Origin of the sequence: Egicoccus sp. AB-alg6-2, assembly GCF_041821025.1 — a bacterium.
Taxonomy (GTDB): Bacteria; Actinomycetota; Nitriliruptoria; order Nitriliruptorales; family Nitriliruptoraceae; genus Egicoccus.
Genome location: NZ_JBGUAY010000011.1, coordinates 49,041 through 75,602 on the forward strand (window position 1 = coordinate 49,041; position 26,562 = coordinate 75,602).

At 71.0% G+C, this 26,562-nt stretch carries 27 protein-coding genes; 13 read left to right on the forward strand and 14 right to left on the reverse strand.

Translation table 11 applies throughout. The features are described from left to right. Positions 1 to 106 precede the first annotated feature (106 nt). Positions 107 to 1,882, reverse strand: a complete 1,776-nt coding sequence (gene accC, locus ACERMF_RS17020; RefSeq protein ID WP_373670343.1) for an acetyl-CoA carboxylase biotin carboxylase subunit — start codon at positions 1,880 to 1,882, stop codon at positions 107 to 109. A 172-nt stretch (positions 1,883 to 2,054) separates the two neighbouring features. Between accC and ACERMF_RS17025 the strand changes: the two genes are divergently transcribed. Further along, positions 2,055 to 2,438, forward strand: coding sequence for a plastocyanin/azurin family copper-binding protein (locus ACERMF_RS17025; RefSeq protein ID WP_373670344.1), 384 nt, complete (start codon positions 2,055 to 2,057; stop codon positions 2,436 to 2,438). 174 nt (positions 2,439 to 2,612) lie between these two features. After that, a complete protein-coding gene (locus tag ACERMF_RS17030) occupies positions 2,613 to 3,191 on the forward strand; it encodes a hypothetical protein (RefSeq protein WP_373670345.1) in 579 nt (192 codons plus the stop codon). A gap of 13 nt (positions 3,192 to 3,204) precedes the next feature. Here ACERMF_RS17030 and ACERMF_RS17035 read toward each other — a convergent pair whose 3' ends face one another. Both ACERMF_RS17035 and ACERMF_RS17040 read right to left on the reverse strand, forming a co-directional pair. Then, positions 3,205 to 3,426 carry a hypothetical protein gene (locus ACERMF_RS17035; RefSeq protein ID WP_373670346.1) on the reverse strand — a complete coding sequence of 74 codons (222 nt, stop codon included), beginning with the start codon at positions 3,424 to 3,426 and terminating at the stop codon, positions 3,205 to 3,207. Between the two features lie 104 nt (positions 3,427 to 3,530). Beyond that, the gene (locus ACERMF_RS17040) at positions 3,531 to 5,030 is read right to left on the reverse strand and encodes an acyl-CoA carboxylase subunit beta (protein WP_373670371.1); all 1,500 of its coding nucleotides are present in this window, start codon (positions 5,028 to 5,030) and stop codon (positions 3,531 to 3,533) included. Between the two features lie 171 nt (positions 5,031 to 5,201). Here ACERMF_RS17040 and ACERMF_RS17045 point away from each other — a divergent pair, with 171 nt between their 5' ends. Together ACERMF_RS17045 and ACERMF_RS17050 are read left to right on the forward strand one after the other, a co-directional pair. Further along, a complete protein-coding gene (locus ACERMF_RS17045) occupies positions 5,202 to 6,002 on the forward strand; it encodes a biotin--[acetyl-CoA-carboxylase] ligase (RefSeq protein ID WP_373670347.1) in 801 nt (266 codons plus the stop codon). Between the two features lie 85 nt (positions 6,003 to 6,087). After that, positions 6,088 to 7,230, forward strand: coding sequence for an acyl-CoA dehydrogenase family protein (locus tag ACERMF_RS17050; RefSeq protein WP_373670348.1), 1,143 nt, complete (start codon positions 6,088 to 6,090; stop codon positions 7,228 to 7,230). A gap of 7 nt (positions 7,231 to 7,237) precedes the next feature. Here ACERMF_RS17050 and ACERMF_RS17055 read toward each other — a convergent pair whose 3' ends face one another. Beyond that, on the reverse strand, positions 7,238 to 8,218 hold the full coding sequence (locus ACERMF_RS17055; protein WP_373670349.1) for an aldo/keto reductase: 981 nt from the start codon (positions 8,216 to 8,218) through the stop codon (positions 7,238 to 7,240). Between the two features lie 81 nt (positions 8,219 to 8,299). On the opposite strand from ACERMF_RS17055, the gene ACERMF_RS17060 reads away from it, so the two are divergent. Next, positions 8,300 to 9,103, forward strand: coding sequence for a hypothetical protein (locus ACERMF_RS17060; RefSeq protein ID WP_373670350.1), 804 nt, complete (start codon positions 8,300 to 8,302; stop codon positions 9,101 to 9,103). A gap of 38 nt (positions 9,104 to 9,141) precedes the next feature. Here the strand turns inward: ACERMF_RS17060 and ACERMF_RS17065 are convergent, their stop codons facing one another. The 4 genes from ACERMF_RS17065 to ACERMF_RS17080 form a co-directional block, all read right to left on the reverse strand. Beyond that, positions 9,142 to 9,576 carry a hypothetical protein gene (locus tag ACERMF_RS17065; RefSeq protein WP_373670351.1) on the reverse strand — a complete coding sequence of 145 codons (435 nt, stop codon included), beginning with the start codon at positions 9,574 to 9,576 and terminating at the stop codon, positions 9,142 to 9,144. Next, positions 9,468 to 10,172 carry an LD-carboxypeptidase gene (locus ACERMF_RS17070; protein WP_373670352.1) on the reverse strand — a complete coding sequence of 235 codons (705 nt, stop codon included), beginning with the start codon at positions 10,170 to 10,172 and terminating at the stop codon, positions 9,468 to 9,470. The genes ACERMF_RS17065 and ACERMF_RS17070 overlap by 109 nt, the downstream gene beginning before the upstream one ends. A 176-nt stretch (positions 10,173 to 10,348) precedes the next feature. Next, entirely contained in the window at positions 10,349 to 11,851 is a 1,503-nt protein-coding gene (locus tag ACERMF_RS17075; protein ID WP_373670353.1) for a DUF222 domain-containing protein, read from the reverse strand. Between the two features lie 115 nt (positions 11,852 to 11,966). Continuing rightward, entirely contained in the window at positions 11,967 to 12,326 is a 360-nt protein-coding gene (locus ACERMF_RS17080) for a glyoxalase (protein ID WP_373670354.1), read from the reverse strand. Positions 12,327 to 12,495: 169 nt separating this feature from the next. Between ACERMF_RS17080 and ACERMF_RS17085 the strand changes: the two genes are divergently transcribed. From ACERMF_RS17085 to ACERMF_RS17095, 3 genes are read left to right on the forward strand one after another with little or no spacing between them, the layout of a single operon-like run. Continuing rightward, entirely contained in the window at positions 12,496 to 13,494 is a 999-nt protein-coding gene (locus ACERMF_RS17085; RefSeq protein ID WP_373670355.1) for an ATP-binding cassette domain-containing protein, read from the forward strand. Further along, positions 13,491 to 14,351: an ABC transporter permease gene (locus ACERMF_RS17090; protein ID WP_373670356.1), complete on the forward strand. Its 861-nt coding sequence runs from the start codon at positions 13,491 to 13,493 to the stop codon at positions 14,349 to 14,351. The genes ACERMF_RS17085 and ACERMF_RS17090 overlap by 4 nt, the downstream gene beginning before the upstream one ends. Next, on the forward strand, positions 14,351 to 15,184 hold the full coding sequence (locus ACERMF_RS17095) for an ABC transporter permease (protein ID WP_373670357.1): 834 nt from the start codon (positions 14,351 to 14,353) through the stop codon (positions 15,182 to 15,184). Before ACERMF_RS17090 ends, ACERMF_RS17095 begins: the two co-directional genes overlap by 1 nt. Here ACERMF_RS17095 and ACERMF_RS17100 read toward each other — a convergent pair. Both ACERMF_RS17100 and ACERMF_RS17105 read right to left on the reverse strand, forming a co-directional pair. Next, positions 15,181 to 16,404: a potassium channel family protein gene (locus ACERMF_RS17100; protein ID WP_373670358.1), complete on the reverse strand. Its 1,224-nt coding sequence runs from the start codon at positions 16,402 to 16,404 to the stop codon at positions 15,181 to 15,183. The genes ACERMF_RS17095 and ACERMF_RS17100 overlap by 4 nt on opposite strands. A gap of 1 nt (position 16,405) precedes the next feature. Further along, positions 16,406 to 17,698 carry a magnesium transporter gene (locus ACERMF_RS17105; protein ID WP_373670359.1) on the reverse strand — a complete coding sequence of 431 codons (1,293 nt, stop codon included), beginning with the start codon at positions 17,696 to 17,698 and terminating at the stop codon, positions 16,406 to 16,408. Positions 17,699 to 17,859: 161 nt separating this feature from the next. On the opposite strand from ACERMF_RS17105, the gene ACERMF_RS17110 reads away from it, so the two are divergent. Continuing rightward, positions 17,860 to 19,659, forward strand: a complete 1,800-nt coding sequence (locus ACERMF_RS17110; RefSeq protein WP_373670360.1) for an acyl-CoA dehydrogenase — start codon at positions 17,860 to 17,862, stop codon at positions 19,657 to 19,659. An 18-nt stretch (positions 19,660 to 19,677) separates the two neighbouring features. Here ACERMF_RS17110 and ACERMF_RS17115 read toward each other — a convergent pair whose 3' ends face one another. Then, positions 19,678 to 20,391: a hypothetical protein gene (locus ACERMF_RS17115; RefSeq protein ID WP_373670361.1), complete on the reverse strand. Its 714-nt coding sequence runs from the start codon at positions 20,389 to 20,391 to the stop codon at positions 19,678 to 19,680. Positions 20,392 to 20,618: 227 nt separating this feature from the next. Between ACERMF_RS17115 and ACERMF_RS17120 the strand changes: the two genes are divergently transcribed. From ACERMF_RS17120 to ACERMF_RS17135, 4 genes are all read left to right on the forward strand, one after another. Beyond that, the gene (locus ACERMF_RS17120) at positions 20,619 to 21,818 is read left to right on the forward strand and encodes a LytR C-terminal domain-containing protein (protein ID WP_373670362.1); all 1,200 of its coding nucleotides are present in this window, start codon (positions 20,619 to 20,621) and stop codon (positions 21,816 to 21,818) included. Between the two features lie 71 nt (positions 21,819 to 21,889). Further along, positions 21,890 to 23,128 (forward strand): LCP family protein, encoded by a 1,239-nt coding sequence (locus ACERMF_RS17125; RefSeq protein WP_373670363.1) that lies wholly within the window; start codon positions 21,890 to 21,892, stop codon positions 23,126 to 23,128. A 32-nt stretch (positions 23,129 to 23,160) separates the two neighbouring features. Beyond that, complete coding sequence (locus tag ACERMF_RS17130; protein WP_373670372.1) at positions 23,161 to 24,231, forward strand: glucose-1-phosphate thymidylyltransferase; 1,071 nt, start codon at positions 23,161 to 23,163, stop codon at positions 24,229 to 24,231. A gap of 170 nt (positions 24,232 to 24,401) precedes the next feature. After that, on the forward strand, positions 24,402 to 24,737 hold the full coding sequence (locus ACERMF_RS17135) for a hypothetical protein (RefSeq protein WP_373670364.1): 336 nt from the start codon (positions 24,402 to 24,404) through the stop codon (positions 24,735 to 24,737). A 60-nt stretch (positions 24,738 to 24,797) separates the two neighbouring features. Here ACERMF_RS17135 and ACERMF_RS17140 read toward each other — a convergent pair whose 3' ends face one another. The 3 genes from ACERMF_RS17140 to ACERMF_RS17150 form a co-directional block, all read right to left on the reverse strand. Continuing rightward, positions 24,798 to 25,661: an HIRAN domain-containing protein gene (locus ACERMF_RS17140; protein WP_373670365.1), complete on the reverse strand. Its 864-nt coding sequence runs from the start codon at positions 25,659 to 25,661 to the stop codon at positions 24,798 to 24,800. A gap of 293 nt (positions 25,662 to 25,954) precedes the next feature. Continuing rightward, the gene (locus ACERMF_RS17145) at positions 25,955 to 26,272 is read right to left on the reverse strand and encodes a type II toxin-antitoxin system PemK/MazF family toxin (protein ID WP_373670366.1); all 318 of its coding nucleotides are present in this window, start codon (positions 26,270 to 26,272) and stop codon (positions 25,955 to 25,957) included. Then, positions 26,259 to 26,498: a CopG family transcriptional regulator gene (locus tag ACERMF_RS17150; protein WP_373670367.1), complete on the reverse strand. Its 240-nt coding sequence runs from the start codon at positions 26,496 to 26,498 to the stop codon at positions 26,259 to 26,261. The genes ACERMF_RS17145 and ACERMF_RS17150 overlap by 14 nt, the downstream gene beginning before the upstream one ends. Between the last annotated feature and the right edge of the window lie 64 nt (positions 26,499 to 26,562).

Genomic DNA, 26,562 nt, shown 5'->3' on the forward strand with positions numbered 1-26,562 from the left:
TCACGTGCCACGAAACGGGTAGTCACATCCGGCTATCGGGTCGGCAACCTACGCCCACCCTTCGGGTCATGTCCCCGGCCCGCGCGCGTGCTGCGCGGGCCGGCTCTCAGCTCGCGTCGCCGATACTGGCCAGGACGGCCCCCGACTCGACCACGTCCCCGGCGGCGAAGCCGATCTTGGTGACGGTGCCGTCCCGGTGCGCGGTGATGTTGTTCTCCATCTTCATCGCCTCGAGCACGGCGACCAGGTCACCGGCCGCGACCGTGTCGCCCTCGGCCACGGCGTACTTGACCACCGTGCCCTGCATGGGCGCGACCAGGTCGTCGGTCGACGCCGCGGCCTTCTGGCCGCCGGACCCGCCGGGCCGTCCCCGCCGCTTGGCAGGGGCCCCGGCCGTCGCACCCCCGGCGCCGAGCGCGAGGTCGCCGAACACGCGCACGCCGATCCGCTTGCCGCCGACCTCGACGGTCACCTCGCGCGAGGGCTCGCCGTCAACGCCCTCGCCGGGGGCTGCCGGCCCCTGCGGCTCGAGCCCCGACAGGTCCCACTCGCGCTCCACGGAGACGGTGGCGTGCTCACCCGCGGCGAACTGCTCGTTGGTCATGGCCAGGCGGTGGAACGGGACGGTGGTCGGGATGCCTTCGATCACCAGCTCGTCCAGGGCGCGTGACATGCGCGCGCGGGCGGCGTCGCGGTCGGCGCCCCACACGATCAGCTTCGCGATCATCGAGTCGTAGTCGCGCGGCACCTCGTAGCCCGACTCGGTGCCGGTGTCGAAGCGCACCCACGGCCCCAGCGGCGGAACGAGCCGCGTGATCAGCCCCGGGGTCGGCATGAAGTTGGTCGCCGGCTCCTCGGCGTTGATCCGGACCTCGATCGCGTGACCCGTGAGCGTGACCTCGTCCTGGGTCAGGCCCATGCCGTCGCCGGCGGCGATGCGCAGCTGGGCCTGGGCCAGATCGACGCCGGTCACGAGTTCGGTGACGGGGTGCTCGACCTGCAGGCGGGTGTTCATCTCGAGGAAGTAGAAGGTCTCGTCGTCGGCGTCGAGCAGGAACTCGCAGGTGCCGGCGTTGTGGTAGCCCATCTCCCGGGCGACCTCGATGGCGGCGGTCCCGATCCGGTCGCGCAGGTCCTGCGAGATGCCCGCGGCGGGGGCCTCCTCGACCAGCTTCTGGTGGCGACGCTGCAGGGAACAGTCGCGTTCGCCGAGGTGGATCAGCGTGCCGTCGAGATCGCCCAGCACCTGGATCTCGATGTGGCGCGGACGTTCGAGATAGCGCTCGAGGTAGCACTCGCCGCGGCCGAACGCGGCCTTGGCCTCGCGTTGCGCGGCTTCGAGGGCCTCACGCATCTCGTCGGCGTTGCGCACCACCTTCATGCCGCGACCGCCGCCGCCGAACATCGCCTTGACCGCGACCGGATAGCCGTACTCGTCGCCGAAGCGGATCGCCTCGTCGGGATCGTCGGTGGGCTCCTGGGTCCCCGGTACCACGGGGACGCCGGCCGCCAGAGCGACGGCCCGGGCGGAGAGCTTGTCGCCCATCTTGCGGATCGCCTCGGCCGGCGGACCGACGAAGGTCATCCCTGCCTCGGCGACCGCGTCGGCGAAGTCGGCGTTCTCGGACAGGAATCCGTAGCCCGGGTGGATCGCGTCGACGCCGGCCTCGCGGGCGACCGCCAGGATGCGTTCGACGTTGAGATAGGACTCCGAGGCCGCCGCCGGACCCAGCAGGTAGGCCTCGTCGGCCAGCCTCACGTGGGGGGCGTCGCGGTCGATCTCGCTGTACACGGCGACACTGCGGACACCGAGTTCCTTGCAGGCGCGAATGACGCGGATGGCGATCTCGCCGCGATTGGCGACCAGGACGGCGTCGAACACGACTCTCGACCTCGGGCAGGGGACAGACCTCGACCCGCGGCAGACTAGTGACCCGTGCGGCCGAACTCCGCCGCCGGGGCTGGTCGCCCGCTCGACGACCCGCGGATTGGCGTCCGCGAGGGGGTGTCGCCACACTGCCGCCGCCTCGTCGCCACGTCGAAAGGACGGCACCGTGCGCCGCCCCGGTCCGCGCCACCTGCTGGTCGCCGCCACCCTGGTCCTGGCCGGTTGTGGTGGCGGGCCGCCAGCACCGGTCGAACCCGCCGTCGTCGGCACCCCCGACGACGACGGGATCCTGCGCGTGACCGGGACCGACCGGCTGCAATGGGACCCGGCCGGCCTGGCCGCACCCGCCGGCGAGATCGTCTTCGAGTTGCGCTGCGAGGACCGCGTCAACCACAACCTCGTGGTCGGCGAGGAACGGACGGTCGTCGCCGAGTGCGGCCCCGGAGGGACTGATCAGGGCACCCTCGACCTCGAACCGGGCGAGTACCCCTACGTGTGCACCATCCCCGGCCACGAGTCGTCGATGCGCGGCCTGCTGACCGTCGAGTAGCTCGCCTGGCGGCCGTCCCGACCGTCGTCCCGGCGGCGTACGCACCGCCCGCGCGCCGGTTGGCAGCCCGCGACGACGCGCAGGTACGCTGCGGGTCGCCGGCGGCACAGGTGGCCGTACGTGCCTCGAGTCGTCGGATCACCGTCACCTCCACGTGTCCTCCAAGGAGCCGTCGTGCGTCGCGCCACGCTGGGACTGGTCACCGCCGCGGGTCTGCTCGTCGCGGGCTGTTCGCCCATTCCCGCCGGTGCCGAAGAGGCCGCCGCCGTGCGCTGCCCCGAGGGCTCGGACTGCTTCGACCCCATCCAGCCGGTCGGCCCCGGCGGCGACATCTCCCTGGACATGGGCAACTTCTTCTTCGACAACCTCGAGGGCACCCCGGTCACGGGTGAGGTAACCGTGACCGTGACCAACGTCAGCGACGCCTACCACAACGCCGAGTTCCTCGGCGCGGCCGACGGCTCGGGCATTCCCGAGGCCGACGGTGGCGAGACCGGCGAGGACACGGTCCTGCTGTTCCCCGGCGAGTGGACGGTCATCTGCAACGTCCCGGGGCACCGCTCGGCCGGCATGGAGACCACCGTGACGGTCTACGCCACGCAGGAAGAGGCCGACGCCGCCCTGGCCGAACTCGGCGAGCAGCCCGAGGAGGGCGCCGACCCGACCGCCCCCGCGGAGGAGCCCGAGCTGCCCTCCGCAGGCGGGGACGGCGACGAGGCCGACAGCGTCGCCGAGGACGCGACCGACGAATAGACCGACGGATCGGTCAGCTGCGGGGCTGGACCAGGTCCGCGGGGCTCACCGCGACGCGGCCACCCACGCCCTCGAGCAGGGCCGCCCGCGTCCAGGCGGGTGTCGCTCGACGGCCCCCGCGGGTCTCCGGTTCGTCGGTCCGCGGCACGTCGACCGGTGTGAGCGCGACGACGATGGCGGCCAGGTCGACCGTCGTCGGTGCGCCCTGACGTACCTCGATACGGAGATCGCTCACAGGTCCGGGTTCGTTCCCGTCGCTCACAGGTCCGGGTTCGTTCGCGTCGCTCACAGGTCCGGGTTCGTTCGCGTTGCTCACAGGTCCGGGTTCGTTCGCGTTGCTCACAGGGGAATGTTCCCGTGTTTGCGGGCGGGCCGGGCCTCGCGCTTGGTGCGGGTGAACCGCAGCGCCCGGACGAGTTCGACGCGCGTGCGTGACGGCTCGATGACCGCGTCGACGTAGCCGCGTTCGGCGGCCCGCCACGGGTTGGCGAGGTCGGTCGCGTAGCGCTGTTCGAATTCCTCGTGCAGCGCGTCGGGGTCCTCGGCGGCCTCGAGCTCACGGCGGTAGAGGATGTTGACCGCCCCCTTGGCCCCCATGACGGCGATCTCGGCCGTCGGCCAGGCGAGGTTGACGTCCGCGCCCAGGTGCTTGGAACCCATCACGTCGTAGGCGCCGCCGTAGGCCTTGCGCACGATCACGGTCAGCTTCGGCACCGTGGCCTCGGCGTAGGCGTACAGCAGCTTGGCGCCGTGCCGGATGATGCCGCCGTACTCCTGGTCGGTGCCCGGCAGGAACCCGGGGACGTCGACGAAGGTCACGATCGGGATGTTGAACGCGTCGCAGAAGCGCACGAACCGCGCCGCCTTCTCCGAGCTGTCGATGTCGAGCACCCCGGCCAGGTAGGCCGGCTGGTTGCCCACGACGCCGACCGTCTGCCCGTCGAGGCGGGCGAGCCCGACCACGATGTTCTCCGCGTAGTGCTGATGCACCTCGAGGAACTCACCGTCGTCGACGACGTGGCGCACGATGTCGCGCATGTCGTAGGGCTGATTGGAGCTGTCGGGCACGAAGGTGTCGAGCTCCTCGACGACGCGTTCGGGGTCGTCGCCGGTCTCGACGACCGGCGGCAGCTCGAGGTTGTTCGCCGGCAGGAAGCTCAGCAGGTACTTGACGTCCTCGAGGCAGCTCTCCTCGTCCTCGGCGGCGAAGTGGGCCACCCCCGACTTCGAGGCGTGCGACATCGCGCCGCCGAGCTGTTCCATCGTGACGTCCTCACCGGTGACCGTCTTGATCACGTTCGGGCCGGTGATGAACATGTGCGACGTGTCCTTGACCATGAACACGAAGTCGGTGATGGCGGGCGAGTAGACCGCCCCGCCCGCGCACGGTCCCATGATCGCGCTGATCTGGGGGATCACCCCCGAACTACGCACGTTGCGTAGGAAGATGTCGCCGTAGCCGCCGAGGCTGACCACGCCCTCCTGGATGCGGGCGCCACCGGAGTCGTTGAGCCCGATGACGGGCACCCCCATCTTCTCCGCGAGGTCCATGACCTTGACGACCTTGGCCGCGAACACCTCGCCGAGCGACCCGCCGAACGCGGTGAAGTCCTGGCTGAACACGCAGACGCGACGCCCGTCGACGGTGCCGTGGCCGGTCACGACGCCGTCACCGAGGATCTTCTTGTCCTCGAGCCCGAATCCGGTCGCCCGGTGGACCGCGAACGCGTCGGTCTCGACGAACGAACCCTCGTCGAGCAGCAGGTCGATCCGCTCGCGGGCGGTCAGCTTGCCGCGGTCGTGCTGCTTCGCGATCGCCTGATCGCCACCGCCGGCCATGGCCTCGGCCTGCCGGCGACGCAGTTCTTCGAGCTTGTCCTTCGTGGTCTCGGCCACGCGAACACCTTCCGGTGGACGGGGACGCAGGCGGGCACTGGAGCGAGGCAGCCGCCGCGAGGTCGGGCATCCTAGCCTTCACCACCTCTCCGCCCCCGAGCCGACCGAGGCAGCGTGGCCGATGACCTCGCCGGGCACGAACGCGTGGCAGCGTTGCTGTCCGGGCCGCTGGCATGGCACACCGTCGAACACGTCGAGGAAGTTGCTTCGACCCACGATCTCGCCCTGGAACGGTTGCGCTCGGGCGTGCAGCCCGGACTGATCGTCGTGGCCGACCGGCAGACCGCCGGCCGCGGCCGCCAGGGTCGCACCTGGCTCGACGGTCCCGACCCGCACGCGTCGCTGATGTTGACCGCGACCGTCTCCACCCCGCCGGTCCATCCCACCCTGGTGCCGCTCGCCGCCGGCCTGGCGACGGCCGACGCCCTGCGCCGCGCCGGCGTGACCCCGTTGCTGAAGTGGCCCAACGACGTGCTGATCGACGGGCGCAAGGCGGCCGGGATCCTGGTCGAGCAGCATCGGCTGCGGGTCGGTGACGTCCTGCTCATCGGCATCGGCATCAACGTCGACTGGCGGGGCACCGAACGCGACGGTGACCAGGCCGCGTGGACCTCGATCGCCGAGGAGACGGGGGCGGAGGTCGACCGCGGCGACCTGCTCGCCGACGTGCTGCGCGGGTTGGCCGCCTGGCTCCACTCGGTGCCGGGAGACCCCCTGCGGCTGCTGATCACCTACCGCGACGTCTGCGCCACCATCGACGCCGAGGTCCGGGTCGACTTCCCCGACGGGTCCTCGATCGAGGGACGGGCGGTCGACCTCGATCGCGAGGGTCGGCTCGTGGTGGACACCCCGCAGCGCCAGGTCGCCGTCGGTGCCGGCGACGTGCACCACCTCCGGGTGACGCGGGGCGGGTGAGCCCGTGCGGGGATCGCCCCTCCGACGCCGGCAGTAGTTTGACGTCAAAGTAATCTGACGGGAAATCGTCCGAGAGGGAGCCGTCGTGGCGTTGTCGTTCGCGTTGAGCCCGGAGCAGGAAGAGTTCCGCAAGGTCGTGCGGCGGTTCGCCGAGGACGTCATCGCCCCGGCGGCCGACGAGATGAACGCGCAGGCGCGGTTTCCGGTCGAGATCGTGCGGCAGATGGGTGCCCTCGGGCTGTTCGGCATCCCGTTCAGCTCCGCCTACGACGGGATGGACGGCGACTACCTGACCCTGTGCCTCGCGATCGAGGAGCTCGGGCGGGTCGACCAGTCGATGGGCATCACGCTGGAGGCCGGCGTCGGCCTGGGCGCCGCCCCCATCGACGAGTTCGGCACCGAGGAGCAGAAGCGACGGTGGCTGCCGGAGCTGTGCCGCGGCGAGAAGCTCGGCGGGTTCGGCCTGACCGAGTCGGGGGGCGGCTCCGACGTGTTCGGCGCCACCCGCACGAGGGCGGTGCAGGACGGCGACCACTGGGTCATCAACGGCGGCAAGGTCTTCATCACCAATTCGGGCACCGAGATGACCTCGATCGTGACCGTCACCGCCTTCACCGGCGACGACGAGATGACCGCGATCGTCGTCCCGGTCGACACGCCCGGGTTCTCGGTCGCGCCGCCGTACCGCAAGGTCGGCTGGCACGCCTCCGACACCCGGGAGCTGATCCTCGAAGACGTCCGCGTCCCGGTCGAGAACACCCTGGGCGAACGTGGTGCCGGGTTCCGTCAGTTCCTCAAGACGCTCGACGACGGCCGCATCGCCATCTCCGCCCTGGCCGTCGGACTTCTCCAGGGGTGCGTCGACGAGTGCGTGCGCTACAGCCACGAGCGCGAGGCGTTCGGCAAACCGATCGGCAAGCAGCAGGCGCTGGCCTTCAAGATCGCCGACATGGAGGTGGCGGCCCAGACGGCGCGGCAGATGTACTACTACGCCTGCTGGCTCAAGATGCAGGGGCAGCCGTACAAGCGCGAGGCGTCGATCAGCAAGCTGTACTCGTCCGAGCAGGCGGTCACGGCGGCCCGCGAGGCGACCCAGGTGTTCGGTGGGTACGGCTTCACCACCGAGTACCGCGTGGGCCGGTTCTACCAGGACGCGAAGATCCTCGAGATCGGCGAGGGCACCTCGGAGGTGCAGCGGATGCTGATCGCCCGCTCCCTCGGTCTGTGACGCCGCGTCAGGTCTCGAGGAACCGCATCATCGGCTCCGGGTAGCGCGTGCCGGCGACTCCCTGCGGTGGCAGCGCGTCGTCCAGGCGACGCAGCGTGTCGGCGTCCAGCGTCAGGTCGAGGGCCGCGACGTTCTCGTCGATGCGCTCCGGACGCGTCGTGCCCGGGATCGGCACGATGGTGTCGCCCTGCGCCAGCACCCACGCCAACGCCACCTGCGCCGCCGTCGCGTCGTGCTGCGTCGCGACCTCCTCGACCAGTTCCACCAGCCGCAGGTTCGCGGCCATCGCCTCCTGCTGGAAGCGCGGGTGACGGCGTCGACCGTCGGTCTCGTCGAGGTCGTCGACGGTGCGGATCTTGCCGGTCAGGAAGCCGCGACCGAGGGGTGAGTAGGCCACCAGTCCGATGCCGAGGTCGGTGAGCGCGGGCAGCACCTCGCGCTGCACCTCGCGGGTCCACAGCGACAGCTCCGTCTGGACCGCCGTGATCGGATGCACGGCATGGGCCCGACGGATCGTGTCGGCGCCGGCCTCGCTGAGCCCGAGGTAGCGCACCTTGCCGGCGCTCACCAGTTCGGCCATCGCCCCCACGGTCTCCTCGATCGGGACCCGCGGGTCGACGCGGTGCTGGTAGTACAGGTCGATGACCTCGACGCCGAGCCGTCGCAATGACGCGTCGCAGGCGCGGTGGACGTAATCGGGGCGACTGTCGGGCCCGCGGTCGGGGTCCTCGAGGCTGCGGGCCCCGAACTTGGTGGCCAACACGATGTCGTCGCGGCGGGTGTCGAGGACGCGCGCGAGCAGCCGCTCGTTCGTCTCGGGCCCGTAGATGTCGGCCGTGTCGAGCAGGTCGATGCCCTGCTCGAGCGCCCGGTCGATCGTGGCGAGGGACCGCGCCTCGTCGGCACCGGCATACGCGAACGTCATGCCCATGCATCCGAGCCCGAGCGCGCTGGTCTGCAGCCCCTGCCCCAGCTGGCGGCGTTGCATACCGACCTCCTCGTCGATGGCCGACGTTAGTGCCTCGTACCCTGCGGCTGTCAGGCCCGTCCGCCGCCAGTCGAGGAACCGATGGCCGATCGCTACACGTCACGACTCGCGCTCGTGCTCGACGAGCCGCTCGAGGAGGTGGCCGGCATCGTCAAGGCGGCCGGGCAGGCGAAGGACATCGACCGGGGTGCACCGCTGCGTGGCGCCGGCGACCTGGCCTACGAGGTGCACTGGGGCGGGCGGATGCAGAAGGCCGTCGTCCGGGCCGTCGCCGACGAGCACGACGGCGCGCCGCTGCTGCGCACCGAGACCTACGTCGGCAGTGACGGCCTGAGCAACGGCATGCAGCGCCAGGCGAAGCTGCTCCAGGCCCTGGCCCGCCAACTTCGGGGCCGCGTCCAGGGGGTCCGGGACTTGACCGCCCTGGTCGACCGCGACCAGGCCTGGATGAACCGGCTCGCCATCGGCGCCGTGGAACACGGTGACGGCATCGTCACCAAGGCCGACGGTGAAGGCACCTGGTGGGTCCGGACGCACGGGGCGGCACGCTTCGACGTCCCGGACCTGGAGCTGTACGGACTCAACGCCGCGCAGATCTCGGCTGCCGAGGTGGCACTCGAGCACGTGCACAGCCAGCTGCTGCGTGGTGGGCTGCGCGCGCAGATGTCGTTGCCGGACGGCACGCTCGTGCGCCTGGTCCCGGTCCTCGAGGCATGGCAGCACGTGCCGTTGGACTGGCCCGGTGTCGGCAAGGCGGGTCACGAGCGCGGCCCCGGCCTCGACGGTCCGCGTGCCACGCTGTCGCTGCTGCACAAGCCGCGTCTGGGCCGGTACAAGACCGACCTCGAGGGCGTCGTGGAGTTGCTGCCCGCTTCGGCCGGGTGACGGACCGACTGGTTGCGTCGTCCTGCACCGTCGCTGGGTCAGGTGACCGCGGCCTCGAGGAACGTGATCGTCCGCGTGTCCGGGTCGACCCGGGTGCGGATGCCCTGCGGCACGGTCCACATCGGGTCGGTGTGGCCGAAGTCGACGTTGGACACGACCGGCAGCCGGTCCAGCCGCTGCTCCTGGCGGACGACCCGCAGCACGGCCTCGTCGTACGCGGCGTGGTCCGCGATGGGCAGGTCGGCGCCGCCCGGACGCCCGAGCACGGTCCCTGCGAGCTGGTGCAACTCGCCGTTGACCGCGAGGCTGCGCAGGAAGGAGGTCAGGAGCGCCGGAGGTGGGGCCTCCTCGCTGGTCTCGAGCATCAGCACCGTGCCTGCGAGCGAAGGCCACCACGCGGTGCCGTGCAACCAGTCCAGCACCTCGACACAGGCGACCAGCGATTCGCCTTCGCCCGACTCGCCGCGTGCCACCGCCAGCCGGTCGCTGGCTGCAGACGGCGACGTCGGCGTTGGTTCGACGCGTCACCCCAGTCGAGGTGCTCGACGGTCCAACCGTCGTCGTTCTCGGGCCACACGAGTTGGGCTTCGGGTTCGAACAGCGTGCGCCGCACGCCGTCGACGAGGTAGCGGTGCAGGCCGCCGTTCTCGGCGAAACCGGCCATGACGGCCGGGCCGTAGAACGACGTGATGCCGACCCGGCGGAGCGCCAGGTGCGTGATGGTGGTGTCGGAGTAGCCGAGGAGAACCTTCGGGTTGGCCGCGAGCAGGTCGAGGTCGAGGAAGGGCAGGAGGCGGATCGAGTCGTCGCCCCCGATCGTGGCGACCACACCGGCGATCTTCGGATCGGCGAACGCGCGGTGCAGGTCGTCCGCTCGTGCCTTCGGGTCGCCCGCGAGCTCCGCGGGGTCGGCCAGCGTGTGCGGCATCTCGACGACCTCGACGCCGAACGCCTCCTCGAGTTGCCGCTTGCCGTCCGCATAGCGCTGTGGGAACGCCCCGGGGCCGCCCCAGGACAACGACACCGCCGCCAGCCGGTCCCCGGTCCGCAGTCTGCGCGGCTTGATCATCAGCTCCGTCCCCTCCTCGGCCGGTCGGGACCGTAGGCGTGCGGGAGGCTTGGCGGCCCATCGGAACGGGCGTGGCGGCGCGCGGACACGCCGAACCCACCACGGATCGGCCGCAGGGCGGCGCGACCGTCGTGGTGAGCTCGGCGTGGCGGGTCGGTGTGGTGGCGCTCGGTGCGTCAGAAGGGAACTGGCGCGGGCTGCCCGGTGCCCTCGTGCGGGCTGGCTCTGGCTTCACCGTCGATGGGCCCGGCCCGAGGTCTGTGGTCGGGAGCGTCAGCAGGGGCCTCGGCTCGGGGGCGTGGGAGCCAGCGTGGCCGGGTGCTGGTGGGGCTGGTGGTCACGGTCAGGCCGCTGCGGGGGTGGTGCCAGGTGCGGGTGCCGTTGGTGGTTTGGGTGCAGTGCCAGCCATCGGTGTCCTTGGTGCGGTTGGCGGGTCGGCACAGGGGTGCGAGGTTGTCGATGTCGGTGGGGCCGGGCGGGTCGTGCGGCCGTGTGGGGTGCCAGGGTCGTGCGTGGTCGAGATCGCACGAGAGCGCGGCGGTGGTGCAGCCGGGTTCGGTGCAGGTGTCGTGCAATGCGAGCGTGGCGTGTGAGAGCCAGCCGGTGGGGACGCGGTGTTGGCGGCCGATCCCGACCACGCCGCCACGGTCGTCGATGACGATGGTGCGCAGGTCCGCGCCGCGTTGGTCGGTCAGCCGGCGTGCGGCGGCGCTGTCGAGCAGCATCCGGCCGCCGGCGAGGTGGTGCAGCAGCCTGGCGGGGGCCTGGTCACGGTCGCACAGGGTGTCGAGTTCCGCGACCACCAGCAGTGTGGGCACCTTGCGGGTGTTGCTGCGGTCGGCCGTATCGAGTTGTTCGATCAGGCGGGCCAGCCGGCGTCGCCCGGTCGTCTCGGCGAGGTGGCGGGAGGTGTCGGGGTCGTGGGCGTAGCCGAACCGGCGGCCGGTCGCCACCGGTGGTGGGCCGGGATTGGTGGCGTTCTCCAGGATCGCGAACGCCTGGGGGCCGGCCTCGTCGAAGAACCGGCCGCCAGAGCCGTCCAGGCGGGGCTGCAATGCCAGGAACTCGGCCGGTTCACTGTCGGCGGGTTCGGGGGTGGTGGAAGGGGCCAGGTCGGCGATCAGCCATGCCGCCAACGACCCGAGCCGGTCGGGATCGGCCGTCTCCGACTGGTCGATCACCTGCACCAACGCGTCGTCGAGCTGCTGGTCGCTCGCACGAGGCAGCTTGTCGACCTGCAGCACGAGCGTGCGGAGCTGGCTCCACGACACCCGGCCCTGCGACAACGCGTCGAGCAGTCCGGGCAGCCGCCGGCATACCTGCGCGCAGGTGAGCAGCATCCGCCGGTCGGTGCCGGTTCGGCGGGCGACGATCAACAGCCACTGCTCGAGCGCGACACCGGTGACCGTCTCGGCAACGGAGGCGTCCTGCAGCCGGATGATCGATTCGATCGCGGACGCGATCAACCGGTCCACCTGCCGCAACGTCGCCAACAACCCGGCCAGCTCGGGCACCTCGGCCAGCACCGGGAACTCGTCGGCCGGGTCCGCCCAGCCTGGCACCGAGGTGGTCTGCGGCCCCGAGATCGCCCCGTTCACGGGTCGCGGCGTACCGCTGGCATCCGCGACCAACGACGACCCGCCGGCGGCGGGGACGGCAAGCGCGGTCGTCGAGGTCATGAAGCGACCATATGCACGTGGGACAGCCCGGCCGCTGCGGACATCGGCCGGGCTGGGGAAAACCCATCGTCCCCCACACCCCAGCGCGTCGACCGGTCCCGAAGGCGCGTTCAGGTCAAGGGGAGGGCCGCAGAAACTCCAGCCGGTTGCCGAAGCAGTCGTCGACGTAGAAGCGTTGGAAGCCCGGAAGGAGCCCGTCGGGCCGGATCTCGAAGCCGGCGTCGGTCAACCGGCTCCTCACGGATTCGAGGTCGTGCGCGAGTATGCCGGGGTGCGCCTTCCTCGCCGGCACGAACGGGTCCTCGACACCGAGATGGATTTCCAGACCACCACCTCGGAACCACACCCCGCCACGCGTGGCCAGCGCCGAAGGCTTCGGGACCTCGTCGAGTCCGAGAACGTCACCGTAGAAGCCGCGGGCACGGTCCTCGCCGGCAGGCGGTATCGCCAGTTGGACGTGGTGGAGCGTGAACATCAGGCCGCCTCGACGTGAGCGCAGCACGACCATAGTTCTGCCGCGGCCACCGTTCTTGCCGTGGCTGGCCAGCCCTCGCTCTTGCGTGTCGCCCCGTCGTGCCCAGCCGTGGAGCGGTCTGCTAGACCTCACGACGGCGTGCGCAGAGGGGGTCGTCATCGACGTCGACGTGGCCGGACTCGGCAAGACCTACAAGGTGCCGGTCCGTGAGGCCGGGTTGAAGGCCGCGATCAAGAGCCTGGTCCGGCGTGAGCACCGTGAGGTCCCCGCGGTCTCGGACCTGTCGTTCGGGATCGAGCGGGGGGAGATGGTCGGCTTCCTCGGACCCAACGGCGCCGGGAAGACGACCACGCTGAAGATGCTCTCGGGCCTGCTGCACCCGACGACGGGCCAGGCCCGGGTGCTCGGCCACGAGCCCTACCGGCGCGAGCGCACGTACCTGGCACAGATCACGCTGGTGATGGGCAACCGCAACCAGCTGCAGTGGGACCTCCCCGTCGTCGACTCGTTCGAGATGAACCGCGCCATCTTCGGCATCGCCCGCCCCGACTTCGAGCGCACCCGCGACGAACTGGTCGAACTGCTCGAGATCGGCCACCTCGTCACCAAGCCGGTCCGCAACCTCTCGCTGGGGGAGCGGATGAAGGCCGAGATCGCCGGCGCGCTGCTCCACCGGCCCCAGGTGCTGTTCCTCGACGAGCCGACGATCGGCCTGGACGTGACGATGCAGAAGCGCATCCGCACCTTCCTCGCCGAGTACAACGCCCGCTACGGCGCGTCGGTGATGCTGACCAGCCACTACATGGCCGACGTCACGGCGCTCTGCCGGCGCGTGATCGTGATCCACCACGGGCGATTGCTCTACGACGGCCCGCTGTCGGAGCTCGCGGAACGGTTCGAGACCGCCAAGACGGTGGGGGTCACGCTCGCCGAACCCGGCGCGGACCTGTCCCGTTACGGCGAGGTGGTCGCCGTCGACGGTGCCAGGGTCACGCTCCGGGTCGCGCGTTCCGAGGCATCCGCGGTCGCGGCTCGACTGTTGGCGGACGTGCATCCGACCGACCTGACCATCGAGGACCCGCCCATCGACGACGTCATCGAGCGGGTGTTCGCGACGCCGGACCAGCCGGGCAGTGCCGTGCCCGGCAGCGAGAAGCTGCGCGGATGAGTGCGGACACCGCGGCCCGGCCGGCGCCCCCGCCGCTGGCCCGCGTCGGCCGACCCCGACAGATGCTGGACTTCTACGCGACCGTGGCGCGCACCGCCGTGCAGGAGCAGTTCCAGTACCGCGCCGCCAACTACATGTACATGATCGGCATGGTGGTCGAACCGGTCATCTACCTCGTGGTGTGGTCGGTCGTCGCGGAAGCGAGCGGCGGCGAGGTGGGGGGCTACACGCCGGGCGGGTTCGCGGCGTACTACATCGTGTGGATGCTGGTGCGGAACATGAACATCGTGTTCACGCCCTACGGCTGGGAGTTCCGCATCCGCGAGGGTCAGCTGTCGGGGATGCTGATCCGTCCGATCCATCCGTTGCACTACGACCTGGCGTATTTCGCCGGATGGAAGGTGATCGCGGTCCTGCTGTGGATCCCGATCGCGGTCGTGCTGGCGCTGCTGTTCCCGCCAGAGCTGACCGTCGACGCGGCCCAGGCCGTCACCTTCTTCGTGGCCATCTGGGGCGCCTACGTCATCCGTACGCTGCTGCTGTTCGTGCTCGGCATGGTGACTCTGTGGACGACGCGGGTCGCCGCGCTGTTCGAGCTGTACTTCACCGCCGAACTGCTGCTGTCGGGGCGGCTGGTCCCGCTCGACCTGATGCCCGACTGGGTGCTGCGCTGGGTCGACCTGCTGCCGTTCCGTTCGACGTTCGGGTTCCCGATCGAAGCGCTGGTCAGCGACCTCTCGGGCCCGCAACTGGTGCGCGGGCTGCTCGCGCAGGCGTTCTGGATCGGGTTCGGCTGGGTGCTGGCGATGGTGGTGTGGAAACGCGCGATCCGCCGCTACAGCGCGGTGGGCAACTGATGCCGGCCCCTGCGGCTCCGGTCCGCCACGGACTCGCGCGACCCGAGGCTGTCCGACGCCGTGACGTCGTCCGCACGCTGGTCGGCGTCAGCGCGCTCAACGAGTTGCAGTACCGGGTCAACTTCTTCCTGCAGCTGTTCCAGTCGTTGGTGGCGCTGGCAACCGCGATCGCGGTGGTCGCGCTGGTCTTCCTCTACACCCCCTCGCTCGGCGGCTGGTCGCCGTGGGAGCTGATGGTCGTCGTCGGGGTCCACACCGCGCTCGGCGGCGTCATCCGCTCGGTGATCCAGCCCTCGATGCAACTGCTGATGGAGGACATCCGTGAAGGCAAGCTCGACTTCGCCCTGACCAAGCCCGTGGACGCGCAGATGCTGGTGAGCCTGCGTCGGATCACGGTGTGGCCGCTCGTCGACGTCGTCGTCGGGGCCGGGGTGGTGGTCGTCGCCGCCACCCGGATCGAGGGGGTCACCATCCTGGGCATCGCCCTGGCCGTCGCCGCCGTGCTGCTCGGCGCCGTCATGATCTACTGCCTGTGGCTGGTCATCACGACCGGGGCGTTCTGGATCGTGCGGATGGAGCACGTCGCCGAGCTGTTCAACGGCCTCTACCAGGCGGGGCGTTGGCCCATCGGCCTGTTCCCCGGCTGGCTGCGCGGCCTGTTCACCGTCCTGGTGCCGCTGGCGTTCGCCGTCACGTTGCCGTCGGAGGCGCTGACCGGGCGTGCGGGGCTGCTCGCCCTCGGGGGTGCGGTGGTGTTCACGGCCGTGCTCGTCGCCTTCACGCGCTGGTTCTGGCGGCTCGGCGTCAAGAGCTACGCCGGCGCCAGCGCCTAGCTTTCGTCGAGGTCCTCGGGTTCCACCCAGCCGTCGTCGCCCTCGGGGCGCGCGTCGCCGCACAGCACACGCAGCCTGGGGGCGCCCTCCTCGGGTCCGATGGCGAGGAGGCGGTCACCGGCCAGCAGCGAGCGGGACCGGCGGGGCCGGTACACCCACCGTTCGTTGCGCTGGATGGCCAGCACCTCCATGCCGGTCTCGGTGTGGATCTGCAGCTCGCCGAGCGTCCGGCCCTGTGCCGGGCTGCCCTCGGCGACGATGGCCTCGGCCACGATCTCGTCGGCTTCGGACAACGCCGCGGCGATGATCGGGTGCGGCGGTCCCTCGTCCTCGATGACCCGGGTCATGGACTGGGCCGCGTCGACGATCCGCTCCGAGGAGGAGGCGAGGTGGATCAGTCCCCGGAGTTCGTCGGGGTCCTCGAGTTCGGCGGCGGCGCGCAGCACCCAGCCCTCGAGCTGGTGGTAGAGCTCGTCGGACTTGTCCTCGATGACGGCGACCTCGGCCGCCAGCGACTGGTCGCGCAACAGGATCGCGGAGTAGGCCAGCCCGACGGCGACCTCCGAGGCGTTCTTGAGCTCGATGATGACGTCGACGGCACGGTCGAGGTTGGACAGCTTCGCCCGCTGCGGTGGCGCCGGGAAGTGGCGGGGCGTGCCGCCGGCGAGTTCGCGGGCGTGGTCGACACCCTCGGGCGGGCCCTGCAGGAACAGCACGTCGCCCTCGCGCAGCACCTCGTCGGGTTCGGGACCGTAGAGCCAGTCGACGTCGCGGCGGATGGCGATCACCCACATGCCGGTGCGGGCGGGCAGCTCGAGGTCGCGCAACGACGCCCCGGCCAGTTCGTTCTCCTCGCGGATCTTCACCCGGGCGGTCACCTCGGTGGCGTGGCGCAGGTCGTCGCGCAGCTCGCCGGGCACGCCGAGATCCTTGAGCACGACCCGCGCGATGTCCTCGGCGGCGTCGGCGATGCCCTCGATCGAGACCGCCATGGACAGCACCCCCGCGAGCTGGTCGGCATCGTCGGGGGTCCGCGCGGCGATCATGCACACGGCCCGCAGGTCGACGAGCTGGTCGTCGACCTGGTCCTCGAGCCGCAGCACCTCGCCTGCCAGCGCCTCGTCACCGAAGAAGATCGCCGCGTAGGCGAGGTCCACCATGAGCTCCGCGGCGTCTTTCGCGCCGACCAGGAGCTCCTTGACCGTTTTTCGCGTCCTCATGTCAACCCACCTGCAGGATCGTGATCGCCGCGACCAGACAGATGACCCCCGCCAGGTCCATGGTCGCGGTCACCACGGGGATCCCGTGGTTGTCGGGGTCGAACCCGAAGCGGAACGACGTGGTGGCCGCGGCGTACGCGGTGGCCGCGAGGATGACCATCGCGAACAACCCAGCCAACCACGCCACGCCGAGCATGGACAGCAGCGGCAGCGGCTCGACGGTCGGGACCAGCACGGCCGCGAGCCAGCCGGCGGCGCCCACGCCCGTGAACGCCAGGAAGCCGAGCAGCACCGTCAGCGAGAAGTCGAGCGCCGCCAGCTTGCCCGGGAAAAGCCGCGGTTCGAGCAGACCGACGTGCAGCTTCGACGCCAGACGGCTCGAGAGCATGCCGCCGAGCGACCCGCAGTTGGCGATGAACGGCGGGATCAGCACGAGGAGCGCCGGTGCGCTGAATTGCTCCTCGGCGCGGGCCTCGACCACGATGCCGGCCATGACGTCGATGGACACCGCGATGGTCAGCACGACCATCGATTCGCGCACGATGCGTCGAATCAGAGGATCCTGCCGACGCACCCCCAGCACGACCGAGACGATCCCGACGAGCAGGCCGAAGGCACCGATACCGACGGCGAGGGCGGGGACGGCCAGCACCAGGCTGCCCACGAGCAAGGCCGGCAACGTCACGACGTCGCCGGCGGCCGTGATGATCGGCGCGCCGACGTCGTCCATGCTCCATCCGCGCACGTTGGAGCGCCGCGCCATCCAGATCACCACGAAGAACAACACGACCGACGACAGCAATCCGCCGATCAGCGAGATCGCCACGAGGTCGAGCAACGGCACCGCGTCGAGCCCCAGGGCCACCGAGATGGCCCAGGCCAGGGCGCCCGCCTGGGTGGCGGTCGCGAAGCTGAGGATGGTGGCCGCCTCGATCTGACGACCGAGGTAGCTGCGCCGGGTCAGCTCGGGCTCGAACTCGCCGGTGAAGATGCCCGTCGACAGCCGCGATCCGAGCGCCCCGAAGATCGAGCCGCGCATACCGATGGCGGCCGGGATCAGGGCGAGGAGGCCGGGGATGCCGGCGAGGCGGGCCTCGGCCGACATCAGGACCACACCTGCGATGATCGTGGCGAACAGGCCGATGCCCAGGGCGCTGGCACCTGCCCGGATGCTGCGCGACTCCTGCGCCCAGTACGAGCGCACCTCGACGATGGGGATCCCGAGGAGGCGGCCGAGCACCTTCAGCGGTCGGGGCACCGGCGGGAGGGGGACCGGACGACGACGGTTGGCCACGAGCGGCCTCCTTCGTCCTCGATCAGCCCAGCGGCTCCCGCGGCGCGAAGCCTAGCCAGCGCTCCGCGGCCGCCCGGCGGCGGTCGGGAGGTGGGGCGACCGTCCGATCTGACGGCGGTGTCGATGAAAACCCGGTCCGGCAGCGTCTATACCCTCGCCCCATGACGAACTACACCGCGCCGATCCGTGACATCCGCTTCGTCCTCGAGCACGTGACCCCGCTACGCGAGCTGACCGCGCTGCCGGCGTTCGCGCACGCCGATCCCGACCTGGTCGCCGGTCTGCTCGAGGAAGCCGGACGGTTCTCCTCCCAGGCGATCGCCCCGACCAACCGCGACGGCGACGCCCACGGAGCCCGGCTCGAAGGCGACCGCGTGGTCCTGCCGGCGTCGTTCAAGCGGGTCTACGACCAGTATGTCGAGGCCGGCTGGGGCACGCTGCAGCACCCGACCGAGTTCGGCGGCGGCGGGTTCCCGCTGCTGGTCGCCAACGCGGTCAAGGAGACGATCAACAGCGCCAACCTGGCGTTCTCGCTGGGGCCGCTGCTGACCACCGGCGCGGTGTACCTGCTGACCAACCACGGCTCGGAGGAGCAGCAGCAGACCTACCTGCCCAAGATGGTGACCGGCGAGTGGGCCGGCACGATGAACCTCACCGAACCGCAGGCTGGCTCCGACGTCGGCGCCGTGACCACGCGGGCCGTCCCCGCCGACGACGGCACCTACCGGATCACCGGGCAGAAGATCTACATCACCTTCGGCGAGCACGACCTGACCGAGAACATCGTCCACCTGGTGCTCGCCCGCCTGCCCGACGCGCCGCCCGGGACCAAGGGCATCAGCCTGTTCATCGTGCCGAAGTTCCTGGTGAACGCCGACGGCTCGCTCGGCGAACGCAACGACGTCACGGCCGTCTCACTCGAACACAAGCTCGGCATCCACGCGTCGCCGACCTGTGTCATGGCGTACGGCGAGCAGGGCGACGGCGCGGTCGGCTACCTCGTCGGCGAGCCGAACACCGGCATGCGCGGCATGTTCACGATGATGAACGACGCGCGCCTCGGGGTCGGCATCCAGGGCCTGGCGATCGCCGAGCGCGCCTACCAGCAGGCGCTCGACTACGCGCAGGAGCGGCGCCAGGGCCGTGGCCCAGGCTCCGAGCCGGGCGCGCAATCGCCGATCATCGAGCACGCCGACGTGCGGCGGATGCTGCTGACGATGAAGGCCAACATCGAGGCGATGCGGGCGCTGTGCTACGCCAACGCCCACGCGCTCGACCTCGCGCACGGCTCCGACGATCCGGTGGTGCGCGACCGGCAGCAGAAGTTGGCGGACCTGCTCACGCCGCTGTCCAAGGCCTGGTGCACCGACCTCGGCGTCGAGATGACCTCGCTGGCAATCCAGGTCCACGGTGGGATGGGTTACGTCGAGGAGACCGGGGTCGCCCAGCACTTCCTGGACGCCCGCATCGCCCCGATCTACGAGGGAACCAACGGCATCCAGGCCCTGGACCTGGTCGGCCGCAAGCTGCCCTACGACGGTGGTGCGTACGTCAAGGGGTTCCTGGCCGACGTCCGCGCCACGGTGGACGGCCTGCCGGACGCCCTCGAGGGAATGGGCGCCCACCTCGCCGACGCGCTCGACGCGGTGCAGGAGGCCACGGACTGGATCTTCGCCCACCGCGACCAGCCGAACGACGTCTTCGCGGGCGCGACCCCCTACCTGCGCATGTTCGCCACGGTCGTCGGCGGATGGCTGCTCGCCCGCGGTGCCGCGGGTGCCCACCAGGCGCTCGGGTCGGGGGACACCGCCGCGTTCGGCGAGGACTTCCTGCAGGCCAAGCTGACCACGGCGAACTTCTTCGCCGAACAGACGCTGCCGACGGTGCGCGGTCTGCTGCCGTCGGTCACGGCCGGCGCGGACGACCTGTACGCCCTGACCCCGGCCCAGCTGGCGCCCTGACCCGCCGCGTCTCCGGCATCAGGCCCAGCGGGTGACCTTCTCGCCATCGGCGGCGGAGCGGTCGGTGCCTGCATGCAACAGCACGGTCGGCCGGCCGGCCAGCAGCGGGCGGGCGGCGAGCGCGGCCAGCAGCAGTTCGGGTGGGAGATCGACCCGCTCGTCGATGCCCAGCGGTCCGCCGTCACCGATCAGCGACTGGGCGGCGGTGACCACTTCGGCCTGGGTCAGTGCGCGCCCGGCCGTGACCACCGCGGTGAGATCGGCGCGGGCACGCGGCGCGGGTGGCTGGTCGGGGAAGGACTGGACCGCCGTGGTCCAGGCTTCGCCGGGCACGTCGGCGACCGGGGAACCGTCGATGGCGTGGCCGATCCACAGCACGTCCTCGGCGGTCGGCGGTGCGGCGCGGCCCTCCTCGACGACGGCGGCTGGGGCGTCGCCGTCCAGCGCGACCGCCACGCCCGACCACCAGGCCGCCAGCGTCACCGCGACCAACGGCCAGCCGAGGCCGGCGTCGACCCGCAGACGGTCGCCCGGCTCCAGGAGCAGGTCGAGCTCGAGGAAGTGCGCCCCCTTTGCGGCCCACTGCGCCAGCGACGCGAAGCCCTGTTCGGCGCGATCGGCGCCGACCACGGTGACCGCCGGTCGGTGCCCCAGTTCGTCGCGGGCGCGCGCGAGGGCCTGGGCCAGGTCTGCGGGCGCGGGTCGCGGCGCGTTGGGAGGGGCGAGCTGCACCGCGGCAACCTTCTTCGGCGGGCGGTCGATGCTACCGTCGGGCGCGTGACCACCGTCCGCTCGCGGACTCCTTCCGGATGGGAGCAGGGCCCGCCGCCGTCGGCTGCCCATGCGTCCCGCGGTCGGCCCGCGCCACCTCGATGTCGTGAGGCAGTGTCCCGGTGACCGGATCCAATCAGTTCGTCTTCTCCTCTGCGCGCCGTGCGAGACGTCCGCGCTGGACCCGCGTGCTCACGTGGCTGCTGGTCCTGCTGGTCGTCGGCGTGCTCGGCGTCGCCCTGCTCGGCGCGGCGTTGTGGGGCTATGCGTGGGCGAAGCTGGGAGCCGACGAGGTGGCGGCGCTCGGCAGCGACGTCGAGGTCCTCGGCGACGACGGCGCCCGCGGGCCCGCCGAGGCGCGGACGGTGCTGGTCGCCACCACCGGGGACCGCGATCCGACCCTGCCCCGGGGTCCGGAACTGGTCGCGCCGGTGTGGCTGGTCCAGGCCGGTGGCCCCCGCGACGTGCCGGCGCTGCTACTGCTGCCCGAGGATCTGCCGGTCAGCGTGGACGGCGACGGCGTCCGCACGCTCGCCGAGGTCCAGGTGGCCGGCGACGCGAACGGCCTGGTCCAGGCCGTCGCCGACTACACCGGGGTACGCATCGACCACGTCGTCAGCCTCGAGGAGGAGGCGATCCCGCGACTGGTCGACCACCTCGGCCCCGTCGCCGTGTGTGGGGACGACGGGCAGTGCCGCGCGGTGGGTGCCGACGAGGCGCGACGAGACCTGGCGGAGGCGTCGCCCGAGGCACGCGCTGCGCGGACGGCGGCGCTGCTGCGCGGCGTCGCGGCCGAGACGACCGCCTGGGACCTGTTGTGGTCGCCGGTGGCGACCAAGCGCAGCATCGACACGGTCGCCGACGTCCACACCGACGTCGCGCTGCGCGGGACCAGCCTGCTCGACCTCGCCGCGGCCTTCGAGGACGCCCCCGCCCCCGAGGTCGTGACCCTGCCGATCCTTCGCAACCCCCAGACCGGCTCGAGCGTCCTGCTGGAGCAGGCCGAGACCATCTTCCAGCGGTTCGCCGAGGGCGCCCCGCTGGACGGGATCACGGGCGACGACGGACTGCAGCAACTGATCGGTGAGGTGCCCGTGGTCGTGCTCAACGCCGCCGGGATCGACGGCCTGGCCGGCCGGGTCGAGGCGCGGTTGACGGCCGCCGGATTCCAGGTGGTCGGCACCGGCAACACGGGCGCCTTCGAGGAGGGGGCGCCGTCGGTGATCCGCTACGGCGCCGACGACGCGTCCGCCGAAGCCACCGCGATCCTGCTGGCCGAGCGCCTGCCGGACGCACAACTGGAGTCGGTGGAGCGCGTGCCCGACTTCGAGGGAGAGCCGGTCGGCGTGCAGGTGCTCGCCGGCGCGGACCTCGACGACGGGGAGTGAGCACGGTGTTGGTCGGAGGAGAACCAGGGCCCTGGGGGCCCCGGGTCCGCGGGGGGCGCCGGTGGCGCCTCGTGCGGCGCCTGGCGACGGTGCTCGGCGTCGTCGTGCTCGTGGCCGGCACCGGTCTGGGGACGACCGGCGTGCTGCTGCTGCGGCAGGCCGAGGCGAGCCTGACCCGCGTGCCGGTCCCCGAACTCGACGAGGCGGCGGCCCCTTCCGACGCGCGCCACTTCCTGATCGTCGGCTCGGACTCGCGCGACGGACTCTCCGACGAACAGCGGTCACGGCTCACGCTGGGACAGTTCGAGGGGCAGCGCAGCGACACAGTCATCTACGTCTCGATCAGCGAAGACCGCAGCACCGTGTCGCTCGTCAGCCTGCCGCGCGACCTGCTGGTCATCGACGGCGGTCGTCAGCGCAAGCTGACCGAGACGTATGCGGGCGGCCCCGACCGCCTCGTCAGCGTGATCCAGCAGAACTTCGGGTTGCCGGTCAACCACTACGCCGAGATCTCCCTCGGTGGCTTCATCTCCGTCGTCGAGACGCTCGGCAGTGTCGAGTTGTGTCTCGACGCCCCCCTCGTCGACCGCAAGTCCGGCGCCGAGTTCGAGGCCGGCTGCCAGCAGATGGACGCCGAGGAGGCGTTGTCGTTCGTGCGTTCGCGGCGGGGGAACTTCGGTGACTACGAACGCATCGCGCGACAACAGCAGTTCCTGCGCGCGACCCTGCGCGAGATGATCGACGCGCAGGTGCTGACCGACGTGCCGAGGCTGTTCCGGCTGGTCGAGAACGTCGCCAGCAACGTCACGACGGACGAGAACCTCGGGGTGGGCGAGATGCGTGCGGTCGCCCAGGAGATGCGTCAGGTCGTCAGTGCCGGCGTGCCGATGGCCACCGTGCCGGCGTTTCCGCGCAGGATCGACGGTGCCGACTTCATGGTCGCCTACCGGCCCGGCGCCGAGGCGATGTTCGACCGGCTGCGACAGGGCGTTCCGCTCCTCGACTCGGGCGACCGCCCCGACCGCGAGGAGACGCCGGTCGCGCTGATCTCCGGCGGGCGTACCGCCGCGGCCGGCACGGTCGGATCGGTGTTGCAGTTCGTCGGGTTCGGGGTCATCGCCGCCGGCAGCGGCGACGCCTCGCTCGACGCGGGCACGACCACCACCATCTACCGCCTTCCGGGCCACGAGGACGAGGCCGAGTGGGTGGCCAGCTTCCTCGGGGCCCCGATCGTCGACCTGCCGGCGACCGTCACGGCCCCCGAGGCGGCGAAGGTGCTGGTCGCCGTCGGCGACGACGCGAGCCTGTGACGCCTGCTGCCGACGGATCTGGCGCGCCGCCCCTGCGCGGGCTCGTCCTCGCGGGCGGCGCCGGATCCCGCCTTCGCCCGATCACCCACACCAGTGCGAAGCAGCTGGTTCCCGTGGCCAACAAGCCGATCCTGTTCTACGGGCTCGAGCAGCTCGCGTCGGCGGGCATCACCGACGTCGGCATCGTCGTCGGCGACACCCGTGCGGACATCGAAGCGGCGGTCGGGGACGGCTCGAGCTTCGGTCTGGAGGTGACCTACCTGCCGCAGTCGGCGCCGCTCGGGCTCGCCCACGCGGTGTTGACGGCCGCGACGTGGCTCGGCGGCGACGACTTCGTGATGTTCCTCGGCGACAACCTCGTCGAGGGCGGCGTGGCCCCCCTCGTCGAACGCTTCCGGGCGAACCGGCCGGCGGCGCAGCTGCTGCTCAAGCGCGTCCCCGACCCGCGCCGGTTCGGGGTGGTGGAGATGGACGGAGCCGGGCGCGTCCGGCGCCTGGTGGAGAAGCCGGCCGAGCCGCGCAGCGACCTCGCCCTCGTCGGCGTCTACCTGTTCACCTCGGCCGTCGTCGACGCCGCGCGACGCATCCAGCCGTCCACGAGGGGCGAGCTCGAGATCACCGACGCGATCCAGCGGCTGGTGGACGACGGGCTGGAGGTGCGCGCGCACGAGCTGTCGGGCTGGTGGCTCGACACGGGCAAGAAGGACGACCTGCTCGGCGCCAACCGCGCCGTGCTCGGCGGGCTGGCCGGCCGGGTCGAGGGCATGGTCGACGCCAGCTCGCGCCTGGTCGGCGAGGTCGTGGTCGAGGCCGGTGCGCAGGTGTGTCGCTCGACCATCCAGGGACCCGCCATCCTCGGACCCGGGGCACGCGTGGTGGACAGCCACGTCGGTCCCAACATCTCCGTGGCGGCGCGCGGCCGGGTCGAACGCAGCCGCGTCGCCGACTCCGTCCTGCTCGAGGACGTCACGGTGCGCGACGTCGTGCGCCTGGAGTCGTCACTGCTCGGTCGCGAGGCGAGCGTCCAGGGTCGTGCCGGACATCCCGGCGTCCACCGCCTGCTGCTCAGCGACCACAGCACCGTGGAACTCGCCGACGACTGAGTTCGGCAGCCGGTGTTCTTGAGACAGGCCCAATCCGCTGCGTAGAACGGGCGTTTCCGCACGGTTGCGTCGGCGCATCGTGGGGTAGGTAAAATCGTCGGATGGCCGTAGCGGTAAGCCCGCTCGCGTTGCAAGGATGGGCGACGATAGACCGAGAGAAGTCCCCGCGAATGCTGCTCACCGATCCTGTTCTGCTCACCCTTCCTCTCGCCGCGATCGGCGGCTATGCCGGGTGGCAGCTCGGGAGGCGGCTCGCGCCGTTCATGGCTGTGGCGACGACCGCAGCGACGCTGGGAGCCGCCTTCCTGATCCATGAGACCTACGCAGGCGCTCTGCAACGCTTGCTTTACGGTGTTGGGAACTCGCTCGGTGAGGCGTTGATGACGTTCGTGCCGATCCCGCTGGCCATCGCTGCTGCGGCCACCGTGATCTCCGCCGGACTGCAACGCGACGAGCTACAGCCCGTCGGCGGCCGCCCGACCATCCCCAGGAACACGCGGGGGTAGCGATACCGGGCGTTCTGCACGGGTCGGTCGAGCCAAGCTGAGTGTCACCATCCACGCGAGTCAGACCTTCTTGGCCAGCCGCTCGACGCGCTTGTCCCAGTCCCCGTCCCAACCTGCAGAGCGAGCACGTTCGACGACATCGAGCGCCTCGGCGTAGCGCTTCTGCTTCTCGAGGATGATCGATAGTTGCTTGTAGCCGTGGTGCGATGGCTTCGAACCGAACTCCTGGCGGAGCGCAGGCCCGACGACATCGGCGAGCAGGATCTGTTCGCGGCAGGCCGCCTCGGCATCCTCAAGCGCGTCGGGGTGAACGGCGCGGAGCCGGTAGGCAGCCTGTGCGAGGGCCTGTAGGGCGTAGTGGCGGTCGACGGGACTTGCTGCGGAGGTCACGTCGCGACGCAGCTTGCGACGCGCCTCGGGCCATCGGGTCCCCTCCACTTCCAGCGCAGCCTTCTTGAGCTCCTTCAACGCCGGGCCGTCCCACGGTCTATCGACGAACACGAACCGGCCGTTCGTCGCGGCGACACGCATCGACACCCACTGGCCGCTGGGGCCCTGCTCCACCTCCGACTCGAGCACGATGGCCTGCACTGGCCCTTGAGCCAGCAGCCGTTGAACTGCCTGCTGAACGTTGCGGTTCCCGGGCTTGGGCGCCGGTACATACCCGGCGACCTTCCGGCTCGTCGCCGAGCGCACCTGGACGGCGTTGCGGTCGTACCTGTTCTTCGGTTCTGGCACGAGTTGCACCGGCGTGCCTGGCCGAAACTCGGATGACGACGCCTCCTTCAGCCGGTGGCCGGTGCCGGCGACGGGGATGCGGGCGAGACCAAGCTTCTCTTCCTCGTTCTCCTCGAGGTAGCGGAGCGGTTCGAGTGTGGCCGGGTCCAGTAAGCAGACCTCGGTGCGTCTGGGGTCGGTGGCCACCGGGACGGCGCCTGCAGGTAGCGGCTGCCGCCACGGCCACAGGCCCGAGTCAGGCCCGGGAGCCGGCGGTGGTGCCGCGGGTGAAGCAGCGGCGGGGGGCGGTGGGAGGTGCTCTGAGCCGGATGGTGGCGGTGGCAGACGGTGAGTTCGCGCAGCGGCAAGCCCGGCCCCTGTGCGTTGCTTGATTCGGTCCAGCAAGCCCATGTGACTCCCCACTGTTGCCCGAGGACGACCGTAGAGGTCTCGCCGCCGCCATGCAGGAGTTCCCAGGAGCGGGCACCTACGGGCTTTCGTTACTGGAGGTCCAGGACCGTCTCGAGGGCGAGGTCGACGCCCCACTGTTCCTCGGGCGAGAGGTGGCCGCGATGGTCGCCGAGCCTGCTCACGTCGACTGCGCCGGTCTGCTCCACGAGCACGCGCGTGGCGGTCCCGTCGATCTCGATTTCGGGTCGGAACGAAGCCCCCCGTGCGGCCGTCGAGGTCGGCGCAATCAGCACCGTCGACAACCGCATCAAGGCATCCGACTGCACGATCACGCCGTAACGGACGCCAGACTGCTCGTGCCCTTGGCGACGCCCCAGGCGAAGCCGGAACACGTCACCGCGGCGCACGAAGATCCTCCATCATCGCCGCTACCTCGGCTGCCTCCGCGCGATCGGCCTCGTCCGTAGCGAGTTCAGCAACCTCGTCGATGAGGCGCTGCCTGTCGCGTAGCCGCAGGGCAGCCGCCACCAGACCCCGCCGGACCGCTTCCGAGCGGGACAGGCCGGTGGCCTCCAGCTCGGCAAGGGCACGCTGTGCCTCGTCATCGAGCCGTACAGAGATGAGATCACTCATAGGCACAATGTATCACGGAACGTCCGACACCTTGAGAAACATCGTCCGCGCAGACGTGGGTGAT

What these genes read in the sequence shown, in the direction of transcription:
- ACERMF_RS17040 (WP_373670371.1), bottom strand. Translation starts at nt 5,030, where the DNA reads ATGGCCGGCGGTGGCGATCAGGCGATCGCGAAGCAGCACGACCGCGGC.
- ACERMF_RS17055 (WP_373670349.1), bottom strand. Translation starts at nt 8,218, where the DNA reads ATGCAACGCCGCCAGCTGGGGCAGGGGCTGCAGACCAGCGCGCTCGGG.
- ACERMF_RS17060 (WP_373670350.1), top strand. Translation starts at nt 8,300, where the DNA reads ATGGCCGATCGCTACACGTCACGACTCGCGCTCGTGCTCGACGAGCCG.
- ACERMF_RS17070 (WP_373670352.1), bottom strand. Translation starts at nt 10,172, where the DNA reads ATGATCAAGCCGCGCAGACTGCGGACCGGGGACCGGCTGGCGGCGGTG.
- ACERMF_RS17075 (WP_373670353.1), bottom strand. Translation starts at nt 11,851, where the DNA reads ATGACCTCGACGACCGCGCTTGCCGTCCCCGCCGCCGGCGGGTCGTCG.
- ACERMF_RS17080 (WP_373670354.1), bottom strand. Translation starts at nt 12,326, where the DNA reads ATGTTCACGCTCCACCACGTCCAACTGGCGATACCGCCTGCCGGCGAG.
- ACERMF_RS17090 (WP_373670356.1), top strand. Translation starts at nt 13,491, where the DNA reads ATGAGTGCGGACACCGCGGCCCGGCCGGCGCCCCCGCCGCTGGCCCGC.
- ACERMF_RS17095 (WP_373670357.1), top strand. Translation starts at nt 14,351, where the DNA reads ATGCCGGCCCCTGCGGCTCCGGTCCGCCACGGACTCGCGCGACCCGAG.
- ACERMF_RS17100 (WP_373670358.1), bottom strand. Translation starts at nt 16,404, where the DNA reads ATGAGGACGCGAAAAACGGTCAAGGAGCTCCTGGTCGGCGCGAAAGAC.
- ACERMF_RS17110 (WP_373670360.1), top strand. Translation starts at nt 17,860, where the DNA reads ATGACGAACTACACCGCGCCGATCCGTGACATCCGCTTCGTCCTCGAG.
- ACERMF_RS17135 (WP_373670364.1), top strand. Translation starts at nt 24,402, where the DNA reads ATGCTGCTCACCGATCCTGTTCTGCTCACCCTTCCTCTCGCCGCGATC.
- ACERMF_RS17150 (WP_373670367.1), bottom strand. Translation starts at nt 26,498, where the DNA reads ATGAGTGATCTCATCTCTGTACGGCTCGATGACGAGGCACAGCGTGCC.